This is a genomic window from Campylobacter sp. RKI_CA19_01128 (assembly GCF_025771175.1).
Taxonomy (GTDB): Bacteria; Campylobacterota; Campylobacteria; order Campylobacterales; family Campylobacteraceae; genus Campylobacter_D.
Genome location: NZ_JAKMPU010000002.1, coordinates 12,554 through 32,498, shown reverse-complemented (window position 1 = coordinate 32,498; position 19,945 = coordinate 12,554). Strand labels below are relative to the sequence as shown.

The 19,945-nt window shown below is 30.7% G+C and carries 24 protein-coding genes; 16 read left to right on the top strand and 8 right to left on the bottom strand.

Annotated features, from left to right (window positions below; all coding sequences use genetic code 11):
- Positions 1-2: 2 nt before the first annotated feature.
- The 6 genes from tsf to mnmG form a co-directional block, all read right to left on the bottom strand.
- Positions 3-1,079, bottom strand: a complete 1,077-nt coding sequence (gene tsf, locus L8U98_RS01810) for a translation elongation factor Ts (RefSeq protein WP_263664303.1) — start codon at positions 1,077-1,079, stop codon at positions 3-5.
- Entirely contained in the window at positions 1,079-1,864 is a 786-nt protein-coding gene (gene rpsB, locus L8U98_RS01805; RefSeq protein ID WP_263679725.1) for a 30S ribosomal protein S2, read from the bottom strand. The genes tsf and rpsB overlap by 1 nt, the downstream gene beginning before the upstream one ends.
- Positions 1,865-2,037: 173 nt before the next feature.
- Positions 2,038-3,165 (bottom strand): c-type cytochrome, encoded by a 1,128-nt coding sequence (locus L8U98_RS01800; protein ID WP_263724759.1) that lies wholly within the window; start codon positions 3,163-3,165, stop codon positions 2,038-2,040.
- Between the two features lie 2 nt (positions 3,166-3,167).
- Complete coding sequence (locus tag L8U98_RS01795; protein ID WP_039668616.1) at positions 3,168-4,412, bottom strand: ubiquinol cytochrome c oxidoreductase, cytochrome b subunit; 1,245 nt, start codon at positions 4,410-4,412, stop codon at positions 3,168-3,170.
- A gap of 1 nt (position 4,413) precedes the next feature.
- Positions 4,414-4,917: a ubiquinol cytochrome c oxidoreductase, 2Fe-2S subunit gene (locus L8U98_RS01790; protein WP_039618773.1), complete on the bottom strand. Its 504-nt coding sequence runs from the start codon at positions 4,915-4,917 to the stop codon at positions 4,414-4,416.
- A gap of 163 nt (positions 4,918-5,080) precedes the next feature.
- Entirely contained in the window at positions 5,081-6,934 is a 1,854-nt protein-coding gene (gene mnmG, locus L8U98_RS01785; RefSeq protein WP_263724758.1) for a tRNA uridine-5-carboxymethylaminomethyl(34) synthesis enzyme MnmG, read from the bottom strand.
- A 122-nt stretch (positions 6,935-7,056) separates the two neighbouring features.
- Here mnmG and ribE point away from each other — a divergent pair, with 122 nt between their 5' ends.
- The 3 genes from ribE to L8U98_RS01770 are packed head-to-tail and all read left to right on the top strand — an operon-like array spanning position 7,057 to position 8,505.
- The gene (ribE, locus tag L8U98_RS01780; protein WP_263724757.1) at positions 7,057-7,665 is read left to right on the top strand and encodes a riboflavin synthase; all 609 of its coding nucleotides are present in this window, start codon (positions 7,057-7,059) and stop codon (positions 7,663-7,665) included.
- Entirely contained in the window at positions 7,629-8,297 is a 669-nt protein-coding gene (gene pgeF, locus L8U98_RS01775) for a peptidoglycan editing factor PgeF (protein ID WP_263724756.1), read from the top strand. Before ribE ends, pgeF begins: the two co-directional genes overlap by 37 nt.
- A gap of 1 nt (position 8,298) precedes the next feature.
- On the top strand, positions 8,299-8,505 hold the full coding sequence (locus L8U98_RS01770) for a hypothetical protein (RefSeq protein WP_263687289.1): 207 nt from the start codon (positions 8,299-8,301) through the stop codon (positions 8,503-8,505).
- Between the two features lie 2 nt (positions 8,506-8,507).
- Here the strand turns inward: L8U98_RS01770 and L8U98_RS01765 are convergent, their stop codons facing one another.
- Together L8U98_RS01765 and L8U98_RS01760 are read right to left on the bottom strand one after the other, a co-directional pair.
- Entirely contained in the window at positions 8,508-9,761 is a 1,254-nt protein-coding gene (locus tag L8U98_RS01765) for a sensor histidine kinase (protein ID WP_263724755.1), read from the bottom strand.
- The gene (locus L8U98_RS01760) at positions 9,724-10,389 is read right to left on the bottom strand and encodes a response regulator transcription factor (protein WP_263703146.1); all 666 of its coding nucleotides are present in this window, start codon (positions 10,387-10,389) and stop codon (positions 9,724-9,726) included. Before L8U98_RS01760 ends, L8U98_RS01765 begins: the two co-directional genes overlap by 38 nt.
- Before the next feature lie 122 nt (positions 10,390-10,511).
- Here L8U98_RS01760 and L8U98_RS08220 point away from each other — a divergent pair, with 122 nt between their 5' ends.
- The 13 genes from L8U98_RS08220 to L8U98_RS01705 all read left to right on the top strand — a co-directional run bounded on the left by L8U98_RS08220 (position 10,512) and on the right by L8U98_RS01705 (position 19,943).
- Complete coding sequence (locus L8U98_RS08220) at positions 10,512-10,649, top strand: hypothetical protein (protein ID WP_318529456.1); 138 nt, start codon at positions 10,512-10,514, stop codon at positions 10,647-10,649.
- A 94-nt stretch (positions 10,650-10,743) separates the two neighbouring features.
- Positions 10,744-10,887, top strand: coding sequence for a hypothetical protein (locus tag L8U98_RS08215; protein WP_318529455.1), 144 nt, complete (start codon positions 10,744-10,746; stop codon positions 10,885-10,887).
- 9 nt (positions 10,888-10,896) lie between these two features.
- On the top strand, positions 10,897-11,097 hold the full coding sequence (locus L8U98_RS08210; RefSeq protein ID WP_318529454.1) for a hypothetical protein: 201 nt from the start codon (positions 10,897-10,899) through the stop codon (positions 11,095-11,097).
- 80 nt (positions 11,098-11,177) lie between these two features.
- A complete protein-coding gene (locus L8U98_RS01750) occupies positions 11,178-11,747 on the top strand; it encodes a bacteriohemerythrin (RefSeq protein ID WP_263724754.1) in 570 nt (189 codons plus the stop codon).
- Between the two features lie 3 nt (positions 11,748-11,750).
- On the top strand, positions 11,751-11,972 hold the full coding sequence (locus tag L8U98_RS01745; protein WP_263708933.1) for a ribbon-helix-helix protein, CopG family: 222 nt from the start codon (positions 11,751-11,753) through the stop codon (positions 11,970-11,972).
- A 375-nt stretch (positions 11,973-12,347) separates the two neighbouring features.
- On the top strand, positions 12,348-13,562 hold the full coding sequence (locus L8U98_RS01740) for a major outer membrane protein (RefSeq protein ID WP_263664335.1): 1,215 nt from the start codon (positions 12,348-12,350) through the stop codon (positions 13,560-13,562).
- Positions 13,563-13,852: 290 nt separating this feature from the next.
- Positions 13,853-14,290, top strand: a complete 438-nt coding sequence (locus L8U98_RS01735; protein ID WP_263683269.1) for a c-type cytochrome — start codon at positions 13,853-13,855, stop codon at positions 14,288-14,290.
- A 15-nt stretch (positions 14,291-14,305) separates the two neighbouring features.
- A complete protein-coding gene (locus tag L8U98_RS01730) occupies positions 14,306-15,418 on the top strand; it encodes an ABC transporter substrate-binding protein (RefSeq protein ID WP_263724753.1) in 1,113 nt (370 codons plus the stop codon).
- Positions 15,419-15,428: 10 nt separating this feature from the next.
- Entirely contained in the window at positions 15,429-16,544 is a 1,116-nt protein-coding gene (locus tag L8U98_RS01725) for an ABC transporter substrate-binding protein (RefSeq protein ID WP_263724752.1), read from the top strand.
- A gap of 20 nt (positions 16,545-16,564) precedes the next feature.
- Positions 16,565-17,461: a branched-chain amino acid ABC transporter permease gene (locus L8U98_RS01720; protein ID WP_263679677.1), complete on the top strand. Its 897-nt coding sequence runs from the start codon at positions 16,565-16,567 to the stop codon at positions 17,459-17,461.
- A 1-nt stretch (position 17,462) separates the two neighbouring features.
- Positions 17,463-18,494: a branched-chain amino acid ABC transporter permease gene (locus L8U98_RS01715; RefSeq protein ID WP_263679679.1), complete on the top strand. Its 1,032-nt coding sequence runs from the start codon at positions 17,463-17,465 to the stop codon at positions 18,492-18,494.
- Positions 18,491-19,261 carry an ABC transporter ATP-binding protein gene (locus L8U98_RS01710; RefSeq protein ID WP_263683264.1) on the top strand — a complete coding sequence of 257 codons (771 nt, stop codon included), beginning with the start codon at positions 18,491-18,493 and terminating at the stop codon, positions 19,259-19,261. The genes L8U98_RS01715 and L8U98_RS01710 overlap by 4 nt, the downstream gene beginning before the upstream one ends.
- Positions 19,248-19,943, top strand: coding sequence for a high-affinity branched-chain amino acid transporter, ATP-binding protein (locus L8U98_RS01705; RefSeq protein WP_039618807.1), 696 nt, complete (start codon positions 19,248-19,250; stop codon positions 19,941-19,943). Before L8U98_RS01710 ends, L8U98_RS01705 begins: the two co-directional genes overlap by 14 nt.
- Positions 19,944-19,945 lie beyond the last annotated feature (2 nt).

The following is a 19,945-nucleotide window of genomic DNA, read 5'->3' as shown; positions in this document are numbered from 1 at the left end:
TTTTAACCAATTTGCGCAGCAACTTCAGCAGCAAAATCTTCAGTTTTCTTTTCTAGACCTTCACCCACTTCAAAACGAATAAATTCTACTATTTTAATAGTTCCACCAAATTCTTTTTCTTTTTCTGCAATTACTTGCTCGACAGTTTTTTTATCATCCATCGCATAAAACTGTCCCATTAGGGTAAGTCTACCATCAAGCTGAGAATTATCCGCTATAAAGCTATTTAGTTTACCTGGGATGATGTTAGGCCAAATTTTTTCTGGTTTTCCTTGTGCTTGAAGTTCAGCTTTAATAGCCTCTTCAGCTTCTTGGATTATCTCTTGGGTTAATTGCTTTCTACTTGCAAATTTTGGAATTTTAAGCTCTGGTTTATTAGGATCTTTTAATCTTCTTCTTTCTTCATTTTCTTTTTCCAACTCTGCAACTAAAGCTTTATATTCATTTTCTACAAAATCCATATCAAGCTCTTCATAAGATAGATAACTTGGTTTCATTGCAGCAATATGCATACAAAGGTGTTTTAAAAATTCTCCACACTTATTAGCCGTAGCTTCACTATCACAAGCTGCAGCAATAATAACACCCACGCGTCCATTAGAATGAACATAACCATTTACCGCTCCACTAGCTCCAGCTTTTACAGTAGCAAATCTTCTTACAACTAAATTTTCACCTATAGTTGCAATTTGATTTTTTAAATATTCTTCAAATTTAACACCATTAATCTCACTTGAATGCAACTGCTCAACATTTTGAAGGCTTTTAGCTTGAATATGTGCTGTTGTATCTTTTGTTAAAGCAATAAATTGTTCATTTTTAGCAACGAAATCGGTTTCAGAATTGATTTCACTTACAGTTGCGCATTTTAAATCATCGCTTACTTTTACACTTACCAAACCCTCAGCAGCTAAACGATCGGCTTTTTTATCAGCTTTTCCAAGTCCTTTTTCTCTTAAAAGTTGCACTGCTTTTTCAAAATCACCATCTGTGTCTTTTAAAGCATTTTTACAATCCATCATACCTGCGCCAGTACTTTCACGCAGTTCTTTTACCATTTGTGCAGTGATTTCAGCCATTACTCTTTATCTCCTTCAAAATCTTCTTCACTCATAGCCTCATCTAAAACTTCTTTTTTTTCTTCTTCAGAGATTGGTTGTTCTTCATTTGCTTCACCATCTTGCTCTCTTAAAGCTTTACCTTCATTGATTGCTTCAGCCATTTCTTGGCAGAAAAGTTGAACTGAACGAATTGCATCATCATTTCCTGGAATTGGGAAATCTACTAAGTCAGGATCGCAGTTTGTATCTAGTGGAGCAACCACAGGGATTTTTAATCTATTAGCTTCTTGTACTGCAATTTTTTCTTTAACAGTATCGATAACAAAAATCATATCAGGTTGGGTTTTCATATATCTAATACCACCAAGATATGCTAGTAATTTTTCTTTTTTTCTAGTAAGCATTAAAGCTTCTTTTTTAGTTAAAAGCTTAATGCTTCCGTCTTCTTCCATTTTTTCTATAACTTCTAATTTTCTAATTGATTGGCGGATAGTTCCAAAGTTAGTCATCATACCACCAAGCCATCTATGATTTACATAAGGCATACCGCATTTTTCAGCATATTCTTTAATCGCCCCACCAGCTTGTTTTTTAGTACCAACAAATAAAATTGTTTTACCTTCTGCAGCAGCATCGCGAACGATGTTATATGTATATCTAAAGTATCTAAGTGTTTTTTGTAAATCAATTACATAGATACCTTTTCTTTCTCCAAAAATAAATTTTTTCATTTTTGGATTCCATCTTCTTGTTTGGTGTCCAAAGTGTACACCACACTCTAATAAATCTCTCATGCTTACCATGAAATTCTCCTTGAAATAAAATAATTAGGTTTATTCCTCCGCATTCTTTAACCCATAAGCAACCTAATAAGGAAATTAATGCGTGTGAAATGAAAGAATATTATATCAAATTTTATTTTATATTTAGCTTATTATTGAAGAAAAAGAACGCCACAAGGCGTTCTTTGGGTAAATTAGTGTAGTTTAGACCAAACTGATCTTTTCCAGCCTATAGCAAAAATACTTAAGATAGCAAAGAATATCATGATATAAATTCCTGTTTGCTCTCTTTCTTCTTTTTTACTATCACCAACTTTTTCAAGATAATTAACAACTTGAGTTTGTGCTTTTTCATTCAAACCAACTCTTGGCATAGCAGTTCCATGAATTTTCTTTTGAGGTTCATTGATAAAGATTTCAAGATAATGTGCACCTTTAGAACGAATCATCATAGATAAATCTGGAGGTGTCATACCAAGATAATTTTTTAAATCACTCATATTTGAGCTTGAAACAAAGCCATCATATTTTACATCATGGCATCTTCCACAAGCATTTTCAAATGTATGTTTGTTTTTAGCAAAATCAAACTCTTTTGCAATTAAAGCTGTTTTTGCTTGCTCTGAAAGCTCTTGATTTTTAGCATATTTTTCTTCTAAATCAGCTTTTAATTTTGCATCAAATTCTTTTTCATATTCACTAGCTGTATTTTTAAAGAATGCAATTAAATCTGCTAAATCTTGATTATCTTGTGTTTCATCGCCACTTAAAGGATAAGCAGGCATTAAGAATGGATTTTCATCATTAAATTTATGTGAAATTTGTAAAGCTTTAACTGGATCAACAATCAATGCCGCTAAAAATTTCTCATCATAGATAGCACCTGCATCACTCAAATCAGGAGGCGTTACACCCAAAGAAGAATCTGTAATAGTAGCAGGAATTCCGACAGCTTTCACACCATGGCATGCAATACAATTTCCTTCAAAAAGCTCTTTTCCTTTTTGTGCATTACCTTTACTAAAATCAATTTTTGCGATTTTTTCCCATAATTGCTTAGTAGCTTCTTCTTGACTTTTTGCAAGCTCTAATGCTTTTTGAGCATTAGCTATAGCTTTTTCACTTCCTGAAGCATTAGCATCCACTGCTGCTTTTTCTTTTAAAGCAACTTCACCTTTGGTAAATTCTGCATCAGCTTTTGCAAAGTCAAAATTAACCGGAGTTGAAGGAGGATTCATCACTGAATGTGCATAAGGCTCAACCCCCCAATAAACTAAACCTGTGAAAAAGACAACTACAAAAAATATTTTTAATTCTCTCATTATTAGCCCCTTTTTCTTTCCATGATAGTAATAATTGGCAAGACTACTAACAATAATAGTAAAAATACCATAGAAGCATAAAATCCTATCCAAGCATTAATTCCTGTTGGAGGAAGTTTTCCATAAACTGTTAGTACAATTAAATCTATCAATAACACCCAAAACCATACAAAAAACATCGGTCTTTCATGTGCTGGTTTTACAACATCACTTCTATCAAGCCAAGGCAATAAGAAGAAAATAATTTGTGCTATACCAAATGCTGCAAGCCCTATATCAAAAGCTTTAATGCTTCCAACATCAAAGAAAAATCCTCTTAAAACTTCATAACTCCATAAGAAATACCATTCAGGATAAATATGAGGAGGTGTTTTTAAAGAATTTGCTGGGTCAAAGTTGATTGGATCCATTGCAAAATTAAATTTAAAACACACCAAGTAAAAGAAGAAAATCATAAATAGCGCAATATACATAAAATCTTTAGCTAAAAATCCTGGCCAAAAAGGAATAACTTTAGAACCTTTTGTATCACCTGCTAAATATTTTTCAGCTTCCAAATCAAAATCAATTTCTTCTGAAATTTCATTATTTACATGAGGAATTCTTAAAGAATAAAAGTGAAATGCAATAATTGCTAAAATCACGATAGGCAATAAACATACATGCAACATAAAAAATCTAGTTAAAGTTGGATCTGAAACTGCAAAATCTCCTCTTATCCAAATAACCAACGCATCACCTATAAAAGGAATTCCACCAAAAAGTTGAGTAATAACTTGAGCAGCCCAAAAACTCATTTGCCCCCAAGGCAACATATATCCACTAAATGCTTCTGCTGAAAATACAACAAATAAAAGCATACCACTAATCCAAATCATTTCGCGGCCTCTTTTATAAGAGCCATAATAAATTCCTGTTAACATATGGATATATATGATTAAAAATACAACCGAAGCAGCCACACCGTGCATATGACGCCAAAGCCACCCATACTCCACTTCTTGCATGATAGTTTTATTTACGCTATCAAAAGCCAAAGCTACATCTGGCTTGTAATACATTACTAAAAATAAACCTGAAATAAATAAAATAGCAAAAAGAGTAGTTAAAATAACACCCATTGCCCATAAGAAGTTAATTTGTTTTGGTATCCAATATTGAGCCATTAAAACATTAAAAAGCTTATTTACAGCTAATCTTTGATCAAGCCAATCTACAATACCATTTGCTTTTTTTATCTGTGCCATATTAAGCCTCCGCGATCATTTTTTTATATTCTGGACCTTCTTCGCCTAATACTAATTTTGTTCCATCAATTCTAAAAGGAGGAATATCCAAAGGTCTTGGAGGAGGACCAAATACATTTTTACCACTGGTGTCAAATTCACCACCATGGCAAGCACACTTAAATAATTTTTCGCTTGGAGCGTAAGCTGGAATACAGCCTAAATGCGTACAAAGACCAATAACTACAGTATAAGCAACATCACCTACAACAACATCTCTATTGCTATCTTTTGCCATATCTGCATCTTTTTTTAAGATAAATATAGGCTTCTTACGCCATTCAATTGTTCTAAGCTCGCCCTCTTTCATGCCAGAAAGATCTACAGTAGTAATACCTGCTGCTTTTACACTTGGGAGTGGATCCCATGTTTTTTTCATTGCAACTAATGAAAAAGCACCACCCACAGCAGCTACCGTTCCAAAGGCAAAGCCCATAAAGCTTCGTCTACTTTCAGATGTAGCCATTTTACTTCCTTTGTTTTGATTTTTTTGTAAAACTTAGCAGTTTATCTAAAAAATGATAAATTTTTTCTTTGGTATAAAAAGCTTGATTTAAGATATATGGATATTTATTTAAAAACAAAAATAAATGTTTGTTTTAAATCATAACAATAGATAAATTTATTATCTATTGTTTTTTCATTTTGATATAAATATGTAAAATATCCAAAGCAGCAGGAGTAATACCGCTAATTTGCGAAGCAGCAAAAATAGTTGGTGGATTAAATTTTTGCAGTTTTTCCACTACTTCATTACTCAATCCACTCACACTTTTAAAGTCAAAATTTTCAGGGATTTTCAAATCATTTAAATTTTTCATTTTTTCAATTTGTGCTTTTTGCATTGCAATATAATGATAATACTTTGCTTCATTTAAAATTTCATTTAAAGAATACTCATCCATATTTTTAAACATTTCATCTAAAGCTTTTAATTTTTCTATATTAAAACTAGCTCTTGCAACAATTTTTTGCAAACTCACTATTGAAGTAATCTTTTCTTCTTCAATGCTTTGTAAAAATTCATTATTTTGCTTACTTGGTGTCCATGTAGTTTGAAGTAAAAACTCAAGTCCTTTATCAACATTTTGTTTTATATTTTCAATATATGCATAATCTTCTTGACTTAAAAGTTTAAAATTATATCCATATTCTCCAAGTCTTAAAATGGCATTTTCTTCTCTTAAAAGCAATCTATACTCAGCTCTTGAAGTAAACATTCTATAAGGCTCTTTAGTGCCTTTCATCACTAAATCATCAATCAACACCCCTATATAAGCCTCATCACGCCTTAACACAAAAGGATCTTTTTCATCAATTGCTAAAACCGCATTCACTCCTGCCATAAAACCTTGCGCAGCAGCTTCCTCATAACCAGTGGTTCCATTAATTTGCCCAGCACAATATAAATTTTTAATCTTTTTGGTTTCTAAAGTATGTTTTAGTTCTGTTGGATCAATATAATCATACTCTATAGCATAGCCAAAACGCGTGATTTTAGCATTTTCAAAACCTTTTATACTTCTTAGCATTGCAATTTGCACTTCATAAGGAAGCGAGGTAGAAAAGCCATTGATATAATATTCAGTCGCATCTTTAGTTTGTGGCTCTATAAATAAATGATGACTTTCTTTATCACCAAAACGATTAATCTTATCTTCTATAGAAGGACAATATCTTGGCCCTATACCTTCAATTTGCCCTGTAAAAAGCGGAGCACGGTAAAAATTACTTTTTATAATCTCATGTGTTTTTAAATTTGTTCTTGCTATATAACATGGAAGTTGATTGGGCTTGAAATTTTTTGTTTTAAAGCTAAAAGCTTTAGGATTTTCATCTCCAGGTTGAATTTCTAAAACACTAAAATCAATACTTTTAGCATCAACCCTTGGGCAAGTTCCTGTTTTTAATCTTCCTACTTTTAAACCACTTTGTTTTAAGTAATCTCCCAAATTTACAGATGCAAGCTCGCCTACCCTACCTGCTTGAAGCTTGGTTTCACCTATATGGATAAGTCCATTTAAAAAAGTTCCTGTTGTCAGTATGATTTTTTTGGCAAAATATGTATTTTCTAAATTAGTTTTAACGCCCTTAACTTCATCATTTTCTATAAGCAAAGACAAAGCTTGCTCTTGAGAGATTTCTAAATTTTCAAGTTTTAAAAGCATATTTCTAGCACAAATTCTATAAGCATCCATATCAATTTGCGCTCTACTTCCGCGCACTGCAACACCTTTGCTTTCATTTAAGATTCTAAATTGAATTCCAGCCTCATCGGTAATTTGCCCCATAAGTCCACCCATAGCATCAAGCTCTTTTACCAAATGTCCTTTTGCTAAACCACCTATAGCAGGATTACAACTTGCAGCACCAATTTGCTCGATTAAAGTAGTTAAAAGTAAAGTTTTTTTACCCATTCTAGCAGCCCCGGCACTAGCTTCAACTCCAGCATGCCCACCACCTATTACGATTATATCATACATATTTTGACCTCATTTTTATAAAAAGGCAAAAATTATATAATATTTTTTAAAATAAAACACTAAAAATACTTTTTGAAATTTAAAAGTTTTAGATAAAATCTCATAAAAATTAAAGGTATTGAATGTTTAATGGATTAATCCGCGAATTAGCCTTTGTCAAATCATATCAAAACAACACTTTAAGATTAAAAGCAAACTACAAACCAAAACTAGGCGATAGTATTGCTGTCAATGGTGCGTGTTTGAGCGTAATAAAACTTTTTGATGATGGTTTTAATCTTGAGCTTTCTTATGAAACAAGAACTCACATAGCTATTGAAAATTTAAAAGATTATGTGCATATTGAACCTGCATTAGCTTATGGTGATAGAATAGATGGGCATTTAATGCAAGGGCATATTGATGGTATAGGTGAAATTACTAATATTTCTAAAAAAGAAAACGGAGTTGATTTTTATATTAAATGTCCTGATGATATACAAATTTATATGGCCAACAAAGCAAGTGTAGCCATAGATGGAGTGAGCTTAACTATCAATGAAGTTTTAAAAGATGGTATTCGTTTAACTATCATTCCTATAACCTTTAATGAAACCTTATTTAAAGATTACATCATAGGAAGACGCGTTAATATAGAAAGCGATCTTTTAGCAAGATACATACACAGACAATTAAATTATAAAAAAGAAATTTCATGGCAACAAATAGACAAAATTACATCACTTTATTAGAAAATGATTTTGCAAAAGCTTTTGTAGCTTTTGATCAAGATTATAATATTTTTAGAGCAAAAATTTATGATAATATTTTTCCTTGGGAAAATTCTATAAAAAAGTGTGTATTTTTAAATCAAATTCATTCTAATATCATCACTCAATATAATAAAGATTTTCACTTTGATGCTGATGGGGTAATTAGCAATGAAAAAAATGTAGCTTTGTGCATTTTAAGTGCTGATTGCTTACCTTTGCTTTTATATGATGATAAAAATAAAGCCATAGCAGCTTTGCATTCAGGCAGAAATGGTTGTTTTGAAAACATCTTAAAAGAAGCTGTTTTAAAAATGCAAAAAAGCTTTAACACTCAAACCATGAATTTAAAACTCATTATTTCAGCAGGAATTTGTGCTAAAAATTATGAAATTAATGGCGAGGTTTTAAATTATAGCAAAGAAAATTTTGCACCTTTTTTACATGAAAATAAGCTTGATTTAAAAGCATTAGTTAAATTTCAAGCAAAAGGATTAGGTATTAATGATATTTTTGATATCAATCTTTGCACTTTTGATGATGAAAGATTTTTTTCTTATAGAAAAAACCAAACTCCAAAGCGCATTGTTAGCGTGATTTATTTAAAGGATTAAAATGTATGAAGTAAAAAATTTGCTTGCTTTGAAAATTTTACAAAAGGCTAGAGAATTTGGTGATAATGACTTAAGCAACGAAGTCTTAATCACTCAAATGCTAAATCATACCTCACAAACTCTAAATCAAAACGATACTAAAAATTTAAATAAATTTATCACAACACTTATAAATGCCAAAGAAAAGGCTAAAATGAGCAATAAATAATTTTAATTTTTCCAAGTTAAAATAAATTTTGTTCCTTTATTTAGCTCACTTTCTACTTTTATGTTAATGTTATGATCTTTACAAATTTTATCCACTAAAGAAAGCCCTATACCAAAACCACCTTGATTTTCATTAAATCTTGAATAACGCTCAAAAATGTTGGCCAAATTTTCCTTTGCTATACCACAGCCACTATCTTCTATTATAAGTCTTTGCTCCAAAAGCATTATTTTGATATGTCCATTTTTTACATTATATTTTATAGCATTATTAACAAGATTATCAAACATTTTAAAAAACTGCTCTTTATTGGCATAAATTTTTCCATCATCTTTCAAGCTAAGCTCTAAGTTAATATTTTTTTGCTCCAAAAATATCTTAAAATACTCCATTCTTTCTTTAATCAAATCTTTTAAAAATATCCAATCTTTTTTAGCTTCATAAGCTTGAGAAAAATTTAAAAAAGTTAAATCTGAATACAAATGACTCAAAGTCAAAGCAGCTATTTTTACACGCTTTAAAGCTTTAAATTCTTCAAAATTCTTTTTTCTTTCTAAACCTTCTACACTCATTAATATCGCACTAATTGGAGTATTAATCTCATGAGTGGTATCTTTTATAAAATTATTTAAAAATCTTATTCTCATTTCTAAAGGCTTGAGCGCAAATTTAAGGATTAAATACCCCATTATACTTACAAAAATCAAAGAAAAAACCATAGCCAAAGCTACTTTAAATCTTATAAATCCAAGTTCTTTAGAGATATCATCACCTTGTACTAAAACCCTCAAACGATTAACATCACCTAAGACCTCCAAAGCATCTTGTCCTTGAGTATTTGCAAGCAATAAATTATTTAAATTTACATCAGCCACATAAATTAGAGTGTTGTTGTTGTAAATATTTGCGTTATTAAGTTTAAAAAATGTTGTTTGAGCAGGCAAGTCAAGATTAGAAAAATAAACTTTTGTTCTATCAAATATTGCAAATTTTATATTAGAAATTTGAGCAATTTTTCTAGCACCTTTTTCTATAGGTTCAAAACGTAATTTTTCCATTTGTAAAATTACAAAACGATGCTCTTGTCTTAATTTTATACTATGTTCAGTTATTAATTCTTCTATTAACTTTGCATACCATACGCCAAAAAGTACTATAAGAACACTTCCTATACTCACTAAATACAAAGAAAGAATTTGCCACGCAACGCGCTTGGCTTCATACATAACAATACCCTCTTCCTCTTTGGTTGACAATACTATCTTTACCTAAAATTTTTCGTAAATTTTTTACATAAGCTCTTAAGCTAAGCTCACTTGGCTCCTGATCATACTCCCAAATTTCTTCAAAAATGCAAGCAGTATCTATAAATTTACCTTTATTTTTTAAAAGCAAAGATAAAAGCTTTAATTCTTTTAAAGGCAGGGTTAAAGGCTTATCGTCTTGATATAAAGTTTGTGAAACAAAAGCAAATTTAAAACCATTTCCTAAGTCTTCATAATCTTCATTTTTATGAGCAAAAGAACGCTTTAAAATAGCATTAATTCTTATTTTTAACTCCTGCAATTCAAAAGGCTTTTTAATATAATCATCACAACCGCTTTCAAAACCTTTTTGTAAATCCATAGTAGTATTTAATGAAGTCATAAAAATAGCTGGAGTATATTTGCCAGATTCTCTTAAATTTTTAAGCACACTAAAACCATCACCTTGTGGAACTTTTACATCTAAAATCCATAAATCAAAATTTTTCTCATAAGCTTTATCTTGCGCATCTTGAGCATTATCCACTAAAGTAACTATAAAACCTTCTTCTTCTAAAAATTCACTAACAATTTCTCCTAAATTAATATCATCTTCTAACAAAAGAATTTGTGTAGCCATTTTTAACCTTTTTATTATATTTTACTTAAAACATTATATTTTTTTTGTGTAAATTGAGTGTGAATTTAGTAGAATTAAAGCCTGGTATTTATATAATATTATATCTTATATTTAAGACTCTTATGTTACCTGAATGGGATCAAAAATACAGCATTAATAATGAAAAAATTGATGAACAACATAAAAAACTTTTTGAACTTACTTTTAAAGTAGAGGAAATTTCAGATAGACCAATTTATCAAGTCGAACTTAAAAAATAGTTGCTGATTTTTTTCACTATATTAAAATTCATTTTCAAGATGAAGAAAACTACATGGCTGAGATTAATTATCCTTATTTAACCAACATAAACTCATGCATAAACAAATCACACAATCTATGGTAAAACTCATACAAAGCATAAAAAGCACCAACGACCTAAAAGAAAAATTATACATAATGGTTAATTCATGGCTTATAGAACATATCATTCAGCATGATACGATGATACAGTATTAGAAACAAAGTATGCAAACAAAAAATTCTTCAGATAACTTTAAAGAAGAAAAACCAAAAATAAAAAATTTCTTATATCAATGCCAATGCGAAGGTAGAATTCATAAAGTTCCTTATGACATTCATTTAAAAATGCAGTATTCTAAAGTACAATTTAAATGTAAAAAATGCTCTACTAATTTAATTTTATGTAAAGAAAAAACCGAAATTTAATAAAAATTAATCATAATTTAAAATATTGTAAATTATAATACATCAAGAACTCTCCCACAAACCAAACAAGGGGTTTTAGTATGTTACCAAAATGGTGCGACAAATATAGTATTCACAATGAAGAAATCGACAAGCAGCACCAAAAACTTTTTGAACTTGCTGCCAATGTTGAGATGATTTCAGATAAACCTATTCATAAAGGACAGATTAAATTTTTACTTGCGGATTTTTTCAATTACATGAAAGAACATTTTGCCGAAGAAGAAAAATATATGGCAAAAATAGGCTATCCTGAACTTGCTAATCATCAAAAAATTCATAAAAGCATCATACAATCCATGATAGATTTGATTCAAAATTTAAAAAGTACTAATGATTTAAAAGAAAAACTTAATATAATTGCATCCAAATGGCTTTTAGAGCATATTTTAAGAGAAGATATGAAAATAGAAAAATGGCATCAAGCCCAACTTAGCAAAAAAAACAAAAATACAAACTTAGGAGAATTGCAAGAATTTTATGAATACATTTGTTCTTGCGCAAATAAAATTCACAAAGTTCCTTATGAAATTCATCAAAAAATACAAACAACTAACGCAAATTATAAATGTAAAGCTTGCCAAGAAGCAATAAGACAAAATAAAGGCTAGACAATGAATAAAAGATACACCCTAACTCTTTCAGAAGAACTTTACGAGCGCTTAAGTCAAACTGCAAAATTTTCTAAAAAGAAAAAGGCTGAAATTTTACGCAATGCTTTAGAAAACTATCTTGATGAAATGGAAGATTTCGTTCCTGCTATAGAGGCTTTAGAAGATTTAAAAGATGGAGATAGTAAAAAATTAGACAGTGTTATTAAAAAATTAAAATGCTAACCCAGTTTCCAAACATTAACTATCAAAGAGCATAATTACATCTGTAAAAGCAAACATTCATAGATAACTCCTTAGTTTTTAAAGATCTAGTTTTTTACTAGATCTTTAAAGATATATAGTTTTAAATATGAATGAGATTATTTATAAAATATAAAATTAGGAATAAAATTAAATTATAATTTTAAAGATTTAACTTAAATATAGTTTGATTATCTAAACTATAATCATTATATACTAATAATTATAGTATAACAACACGCTATAACTTCAAATATATATCCCAATAAATACATATTTTTGTTTACTTTAAGAATTCTCATATAAAACTATGATATAATACAAACCATAGTTTTAATTTTAATAAGGAGAATTCTCATGAAACTAGTTAAACTTAGTTTAGTAGCAGCTTTAGCTGCAGGTGCTTTTTCAGCAGCTAACGCTGTTTCACTTGAAGAAGCTATAAAAGATGTTGATGTATCAGGAATGATGAGATACAGATTCCAATCTGATAGACAAGAGCAAGGTGATGTGATTACAGATGGTTACAACAGCTCTAAAAACAATGAGCATAAATTTAAAGCTCAATTAAACTTCAAAGCAGCTTTAGATGATAACTTCAAAGCTTTCGTTCAATTCCAATATGATGCAACAGATGTTGGTTTTGGTAATAAAAATGGAGCACAAGGCACTACTACAAGTGATACATTTAATGTAAACCAAGCTTACTTAGAATATACTAATGAAGCTTATGCTACAAATGTAATTTTCGGTAAAATGGAAGTTGGTTCAATTTGGACTGATGATGCAGTAGGAACAGGAGCTAAAGTTCTTAACAACTCTATCGAGGGTTTAACTTTTGCAGGTTACTGGTTTGATGCTTTCAACTGGGAAGATGATAGCGATTTTACGGATACAAAACTTAAGAAATCATCATTATATGGTGCTGCTGTATTAGGTGATTTTGATCCATTTGCTTTCCAATTATGGGCTGCTTATTCAGCTAATAATGCATTCTTATATGCAGTAGATGCTAGCTATAAATTTGCATTTAATGATATGAATTTTAAAATCCAAGGTCAATACTTAGGAAATAGTCTAGATAGCGATTTTGAAAAATTTTATGGTAATAATGTAGACAATGGTAACTTCTATGCAGCTAAATTCAGTGGTAATATCTCTGCATTTGATTTCCAAGCTGGTGTAGTTGGTTATGGTGATAAAGACAAACAAACTGTAGTTACTCTAGAAGATACAGGTAGAGTTATTGCTCCAGGTCAACAAATTTTCTATGCTAAAGGTACTAGTCAATTAACTCATGTATATGGTGAAAACTTCTTCTATTTTGCAGGTTTAGGCTATACTTTTGCTGAAACTTTAAGAGTAGGATTTGACTATATTGGTGGTAAAACTGAGCAAACAGGTAAAAATGATATAGATAAAAATGAGTATGTAGGTAGCATATCTTATGCTTATAGTCCAAAACTTACATTCAGTGGATTCTATTCTTACTTAACAGAAGATTTCAATACAGCTGGTACAAGTGATAAAGATGATCAATTCATCAGACTTGAAGCTCTATACAAATTCTAATTATAAAAGCTAAGCCAAAAAGGCTTAGCTTGCTATATCTAAAATTATTTCTTCTTTTAATCCGTGTATTTTAATTTCTTTTATTTTTAAATCATTAGGTAGATTTTCTAGTAAAGCTTCTTTGCTATGTATATTTTTACTTGCTAGTATTCTTAATATTTTACCCCTATAAGCCTTTGCAAAGTGACTTAAAGTTTTGGAATTTTTTAAAAAAGTGAGAGTAAAGTGAGATTATTTATTTTTTTTAGATATAATCGAGCTTTATTTATATATTAAAAAAGGTTATATTTATGTTGCGCTTGTTTATTGTAAGTGTTTTATTTTTTAATTCACTATTAGCTTTTAATGTAAAATCTTTATTTACTTATACTTTTAATGATAACATTAGTTATGACTTAGGAAAAGCTAAAGAGATATATTTTAAAAACAAATGTAATACTTGTCATGGAGAGAACGGAGAAAAAAATTCTTATGGCAAAAGAGCTCTTAAAGACTTAAGTCCAGAAGAAATCAAAGGTGCTTTGAAAGATTATGCTAATGGATATTTTAAAAATCAATCAAGCGATAATATCCAAATGAGTTTGTATGCTAAAAAATTAAGTGATAGTGATATGAACCACATCATAGCTTATTTAAAAGGACAAAATTTTTCTATAGAGCTTAATCAAAAAGATCTTTTAGAAGAAGAGCCAGCACCAAAAACTAAACACAATACATTTTTAAAATAACAAAAAGGAGTTTTCATGAAAAAAAATCTACTGTTAGCTAGCTTACTTTGTGCTAGTTCAATTTATGCTGCAGAGGTAAAAATAGGGGTTGTTTTGCCGCTTACTGGCACTTTAGCAGCCTATGGTAATGATGTATATGAGGGCATTAAACTAGCCAATACTTTAAATCCAAATTTAAAAAATGGAGATAGTATTAAAATTATAGCTATTGATACTAAAGGTGATAAAATAGAGGCAGCAAATGCTACTACTAGACTTATCTCTCAAGATAAAGTTTTGGGGCTTATAGGCGAAGCTGTTACACCAAATACTATGCAAGTTTTATCCATAGCTGAAGAAAGAAAAGTTCCTGCTATAGCTCCAGTTGCCTCAGGCGATAAGCTTTTAGATAAAAAAAGCTATGCTAGTAGAGTTTGTTTTATGGATAGCTTTCAAGGAGATAAATTTGCTAATTATGCCTATAAAGATTTAAATTTAAAAAGCGTGGTTGTTATAGTCGATCAAAGCAATGTATATTCATTGGGTCTAGCAAGAGCTTTTGAAAAAGAATTTAAGCAAAATGGTGGAAAAGTACTTAAAAAATTAACCATTTCTTCGGGTGATAAGGACTTTAAAGCTATTGTTTCACAACTTAAAAGTATCAATCCAGACTTTGTTTATATGCCAATTTATCACCCAGAAGCTGCCTTAATAGCAAGACAAGCAAAAGCGGTTGGATTTAACAAACTTTTAAGCGCAGGAGATGGGGTAAACAATAAAACATTTATTGAGCTTGGTGGTGATGCTGTCAATGGAGTAGTATTTACTGATAGTTTTGATTATAACAATCCTCCAACAACTTTATCTAAAAATTTCATCAATGCTTATGAAAAAGATCATGGCACCAAAGAGCTTCCAGCATTTTCTGCTATGGGAGCTGATGCTTATTATGTAATGGTAAATGCAATGAATGAATGCGCTAGCAATCTTAATGCACAATGCATTAATGAAAAAATTCACTTAACCAGTAATTTTGAAGGTGTGGGTGGGGTTATAAGCATAGATGCTAGTGGTAATGCGAGTCGTTCTGTAGTTATAAAAGAAATACAAGATCAAAAACAAGTATATAAAACTATTATCAATCCTTGAAAGGTAAACTATGAAAAAAATTAGTATAGCTATATTATCTGTCATAGCTTGCAATATTATACAAGCAAAAGAAATCAACATTGGCGTAGTTTTACCTCTAACAGGTTCTACGGCAGCATATGGACAAAGTGCTTTAGATGGAGTGAAAATTGCAAATTCCATGAAAAACACTCTAAGTAATGGAGATAAAGTAAATTTAGTAGTAGTAGATACAAAAGGTGATAAAATAGAAAGTGCCAATGCTAGCACAAGATTAGTTTCGCAAAACAAAGCTTATGCGCTAATTGGTGAAATGCTAACAGCTAATACTTTGCAAGTGATAAGAATTGGCGAAGAAAAAAAGATCCCAGTGGTTGCTCCTGCAGCTACTGCTGATAAAATTTTAAATAAAAAATTATATGCTAGTAGAGTTTGTTTTATGGATAGCTTCCAAGGCTCATCTTTAGCTAATTATGTAAAAAATAAACTTAACTATACTAAAGCTGTGATAATTAGCGATCAAAGCGCGGATTATTCTTTGGGTTTAACTAGAGCCTTTGAAAAAGAATTTAGTAAGCAAGGTGGAAAAATTTTAGATAAATTTAGAATCACAGCAGGCGATAAAGACTTCAAAGCTATTCTTTCACAAATTAAAAATTTAAAACCTGATTTTATTTATCTTCCAGTATATTATACCGAAGCTTCTTTATTTGCAAGACAAGCAAAAGCAATGGGTATAAATATCCCTATGGGTTCAGCAGATGGGGTGGCTGATGAAACCTTTATTAATTTAGCTCAAGATGCTGCAGAAGGATATTTATTTACCGATAGCTTTGATTATAACAACCCACCAACACAACTTTCAAAAGACTTCATACTAGCTTATGAAAAAGAAAAACAAAGCAAAGAAGTTCCAAATTTCACAGCTATGGGTGCAGATGCGTATTTTGTGATTTTTGAAGCTATGCAAAAATGTGTTAATGATTTTAACAGTGAATGCATTAATAACAATATCCACGCTACTTCAAAATTTGAAGGTGTTAGCGGAGTAATTAACATTGACAAAACAGGCAATGCTACGCGTTCAATTGTTATAAAATCAATAGAAAATCAAAAACAAATTTATAAAGATACGATTCTTCCGTAAATAAAATTTTAAGAGGTTCAATGGATAGTTCTTTAATTTTACAGCAAATTATAAATGGTTTTAGCTTAGGTAGCATGTATGCACTTATTGCTATAGGCTATACAATGGTCTATGGTGTTTTAAGATTGATTAATTTTGCACATGGCGATATCATGATGGTAGGTGCATACTCAGCTTTATTTTGTGTCACAAGTATGAATGTGCCTTTTTTAGGAGCTCTTTCTTTGGCTATGTTATTTGCAGCAGCTTTAGGTATAGCTATTGATAGGATAGCTTATAAACCTTTAAGAAAAGCACCTAGAATTTCTTTACTTATTACAGCTATAGGCATAAGCTTTTTAATACAAAATGTATTTAATGTCTTATTTGGCTCAACACCAAAATATTTTCCTGTGCCAAGTTATCTTGAAACAGTGATTAATTTTAATAATATCAGCATTAGCATTAATAGTATTTTAGTGCCTATTTTGACATTTTTTATACTATTAGTGGTTTTATTCATACTTTATAAAAGCAAATATGGCATTGCTATTAGAGCTTTAGCTTTTGATATTCATACTGTAAATTTAATGGGAATTGATGCAAATCGTATTATTGCTATTGTATTTGCACTAGGCTCAGCTTTAGCCGCTATTGGTGGTATTTTTTGGGCTGTTAGTTATCCTTCTGTTGAACCTAGCATGGGAACTCTTATAGGACTTAAGGCATTTGGCGCTGCTGTTTTAGGTGGTATTGGTTCGGTTGCTGGAGCGGTATTAGGTGGTTTGATTATAGGATTTACAGAAGTTGTTGTAGTTGCTATTTTCCCCGATCTTTCTGGTTTTAAAGATGCTTTTGCGTTTATCTTTTTAGTATTGATTTTGCTTTTTAAACCAACCGGAATTTTGGGCATAAATTTTGAAAAAAGTAGGTTTTAAGATGGTTGCAAGAAAAATTACACATTTAAGTTTTTTTATCATAGCGCTTGCTTTTCTTTTTATATCTCCTTATTTTTTCAATGATTATAAAATAGGAATTTTAAGCAATATTGCTATTTTTGTTATCTTAGCAGTAAGCTATAATCTTATCAACGGGGTTACGGGACAATTTTCACTAGAACCAAATGGCTTTGTAGCTATAGGAGCTTATGTTGCAGCTTTAGTATTACTTACAAGTGAAAGCAAAATCGACCAGTTTTCTTTAGAAGATCCAAGTAGCTTTATTTTGATGATTCATTCGCCAAGTTTTATTGTGGCTTTACTTGCTGCCGGACTTTGCGCTATGCTTTTATCTTTAGTTTTGGCTTTTGCAGTATTTAGAGTTAGAGGGGATTATTTAGCTATTGTAACACTAGGTTTTGGTATTATCATTAAACTTATGGCGATTAACTTTGCTTCTGTTACAAATGGCTCTTTGGGCTTAAACGACATTCCTAAACACACTACTTTATACTGGAGTGGCGGGATTGCCATATTTTCAGTTGTTATCATCTTAAACATTGTTAGTTCAAAATTTGGTAGAGCCATGAAAGCTGTAAGAGATGATGAAGATGCAGCGCTAGCAATGGGTATAAACACCTTTAATATTAAAACCTTAGCCTTTAGTACTTCAGCGTTTTTAGAAGGTGTTGGGGGAGGCTTGCTAGCTTGTGCACTAGCTTCAGTTTCACCTGAGCAATTTGACTTTTTATTTACCTTCCAACTTTTAATCATCATTGTTTTAGGTGGCTTAGGTTCAACTACTGGTGCTATCATTGGGGCTATTTTAGTAATAGGCGGAAGCGAGTATTTAAGATTTTTAGATGAAAGTATGAATATTTTTGGTTATGAAACCCCTGCTATGCCTGGTCTTAGAATGGTTGTATTTTCCATTGTATTGATCTTGGTAATGCTTTTTGCAAGAAGAGGAATAATGGGAGATAAAGAATTAACAGATGTTTTGTTTAAGTTTTCTAAAAGGAAGAAAAAATGATTTTAGAGCTTAAAGAAATTCATAAAAATTTTGGTGGAGTTAGCGCTATAGCTAATACCTCATTTGCCATTAAAGAAAGTGAAATTTTTGGACTTATAGGCCCAAATGGCGCAGGAAAAACTACGTTATTTAATATTATTACAGGAAATTATAAGCCAAGTAGCGGGGAAGTCTTTTTTCTAGGAAAAAAAATTGATCATTTAAAACCACACAAAATAGTTCATCTAGGTATAGCAAGAACTTTTCAAAACATCAGACTTTTTTCAAGCATGAGTGTTTTGGAAAATGTATTGATTGGTTTTGATAAGAGTATTAAATATAATATTTTCGAAGCCTTTTTACATCTTGGAAGATTTTCCAAAGCAGAAAAAAATGCAAAAAAAGCAGCTTATGAAATTTTAGAACAACTCAATATTGCTCATTTGGCTGATGAAAAAGCTACTAGTTTAAGCTATGGTCAGCAAAGAAAAGTTGAAATAGCAAGAGCTTTAGCAACAAATCCTAAACTTTTATTGCTAGATGAACCTGCAGCAGGTATGAATTCTACAGAAAGTGATGATTTAGCTGAGTTAATTTTTAACATAAGAGATAATAAAAAAATTAGTGTTTTACTTATAGAGCATGATATGAAATTTGTAAATAAACTTTGTGATAGGGTTATGGTGCTTGATTATGGTAAGACTATTTTTGAGGGAAAACCAAACGATGCGGTGCAAAACCCTGAAGTAATTAGTGCATATTTGGGAGATTTTAATGCTAGTAGTTAAAGATTTACATGTTTATTATGGTTTGATTGAAGCTGTTAAAGGTATTGATTTTACTATAAAAACAGGAAGTATAGTTAGCTTAATAGGCTCAAATGGCGCAGGAAAAACCTCAACACTTAATGCTATGCTAAATTGTGTTAAAAAAACTGGCGAGGTAACTTTTCTAGGTTATGACACTCAAAGACATTTACCGCACACTCTAGTTCAAAAAGGTATCGCCTTAGTACCTGAGGGAAGAAGAGTTTTTATCAATCTTACTATAGAGGAAAATTTAAAAATTGGTGCTTTTAATAATGCAGAAAATTATGAGCATTTAAAAAATCAAATGTATAGGCTTTTCCCAAGATTAAAAGATAAAAAAAATGCCCTTGCAGGAACTCTAAGTGGCGGAGAAGCTCAAATGCTAGCTATCTCAAGAGCACTCATGAGTGAGCCAAAACTTTTAATGCTTGATGAGCCTTCATTAGGTCTTGCTCCAAAAATAGTTGGAGAAGTTTTTGATATTATAGTCAAATTAAAAGAAGAAGGAATCACCATTTTATTAGTAGAGCAAAATGCATTTTCAGCTTTAAAAATCAGCGATTATGCTTATGTTTTGGAAAATGGCAAAATTGCTATGCATGCACCTGCAAAAGATCTTATCGGCAATGATGAGATTAGAAAAAAATACCTTGGAGCTTAATT

Excerpts from the sequence above, each read along its gene's own strand:
- L8U98_RS01705 (WP_039618807.1), top strand. The coding sequence starts at position 19,248 with ATGCTAGTAGTTAAAGATTTACATGTTTATTATGGTTTGATTGAAGCT.
- L8U98_RS01795 (WP_039668616.1), bottom strand. The coding sequence starts at position 4,412 with ATGGCACAGATAAAAAAAGCAAATGGTATTGTAGATTGGCTTGATCAA.
- tsf (WP_263664303.1), bottom strand. The coding sequence starts at position 1,079 with ATGGCTGAAATCACTGCACAAATGGTAAAAGAACTGCGTGAAAGTACT.
- pgeF (WP_263724756.1), top strand. The coding sequence starts at position 7,629 with ATGGCAACAAATAGACAAAATTACATCACTTTATTAGAAAATGATTTT.
- rpsB (WP_263679725.1), bottom strand. The coding sequence starts at position 1,864 with ATGGTAAGCATGAGAGATTTATTAGAGTGTGGTGTACACTTTGGACAC.
- L8U98_RS01730 (WP_263724753.1), top strand. The coding sequence starts at position 14,306 with ATGAAAAAAAATCTACTGTTAGCTAGCTTACTTTGTGCTAGTTCAATT.
- ribE (WP_263724757.1), top strand. The coding sequence starts at position 7,057 with ATGTTTAATGGATTAATCCGCGAATTAGCCTTTGTCAAATCATATCAA.
- L8U98_RS01770 (WP_263687289.1), top strand. The coding sequence starts at position 8,299 with ATGTATGAAGTAAAAAATTTGCTTGCTTTGAAAATTTTACAAAAGGCT.
- mnmG (WP_263724758.1), bottom strand. The coding sequence starts at position 6,934 with ATGTATGATATAATCGTAATAGGTGGTGGGCATGCTGGAGTTGAAGCT.
- L8U98_RS08220 (WP_318529456.1), top strand. The coding sequence starts at position 10,512 with ATGTTACCTGAATGGGATCAAAAATACAGCATTAATAATGAAAAAATT.
- L8U98_RS01725 (WP_263724752.1), top strand. The coding sequence starts at position 15,429 with ATGAAAAAAATTAGTATAGCTATATTATCTGTCATAGCTTGCAATATT.
- L8U98_RS01800 (WP_263724759.1), bottom strand. The coding sequence starts at position 3,165 with ATGAGAGAATTAAAAATATTTTTTGTAGTTGTCTTTTTCACAGGTTTA.
- L8U98_RS08215 (WP_318529455.1), top strand. The coding sequence starts at position 10,744 with ATGCATAAACAAATCACACAATCTATGGTAAAACTCATACAAAGCATA.
- L8U98_RS01715 (WP_263679679.1), top strand. The coding sequence starts at position 17,463 with ATGGTTGCAAGAAAAATTACACATTTAAGTTTTTTTATCATAGCGCTT.
- L8U98_RS01740 (WP_263664335.1), top strand. The coding sequence starts at position 12,348 with ATGAAACTAGTTAAACTTAGTTTAGTAGCAGCTTTAGCTGCAGGTGCT.
- L8U98_RS01760 (WP_263703146.1), bottom strand. The coding sequence starts at position 10,389 with ATGGCTACACAAATTCTTTTGTTAGAAGATGATATTAATTTAGGAGAA.
- L8U98_RS01790 (WP_039618773.1), bottom strand. The coding sequence starts at position 4,917 with ATGGCTACATCTGAAAGTAGACGAAGCTTTATGGGCTTTGCCTTTGGA.
- L8U98_RS01745 (WP_263708933.1), top strand. The coding sequence starts at position 11,751 with ATGAATAAAAGATACACCCTAACTCTTTCAGAAGAACTTTACGAGCGC.
- L8U98_RS01720 (WP_263679677.1), top strand. The coding sequence starts at position 16,565 with ATGGATAGTTCTTTAATTTTACAGCAAATTATAAATGGTTTTAGCTTA.
- L8U98_RS08210 (WP_318529454.1), top strand. The coding sequence starts at position 10,897 with ATGCAAACAAAAAATTCTTCAGATAACTTTAAAGAAGAAAAACCAAAA.
- L8U98_RS01710 (WP_263683264.1), top strand. The coding sequence starts at position 18,491 with ATGATTTTAGAGCTTAAAGAAATTCATAAAAATTTTGGTGGAGTTAGC.
- L8U98_RS01735 (WP_263683269.1), top strand. The coding sequence starts at position 13,853 with ATGTTGCGCTTGTTTATTGTAAGTGTTTTATTTTTTAATTCACTATTA.
- L8U98_RS01750 (WP_263724754.1), top strand. The coding sequence starts at position 11,178 with ATGTTACCAAAATGGTGCGACAAATATAGTATTCACAATGAAGAAATC.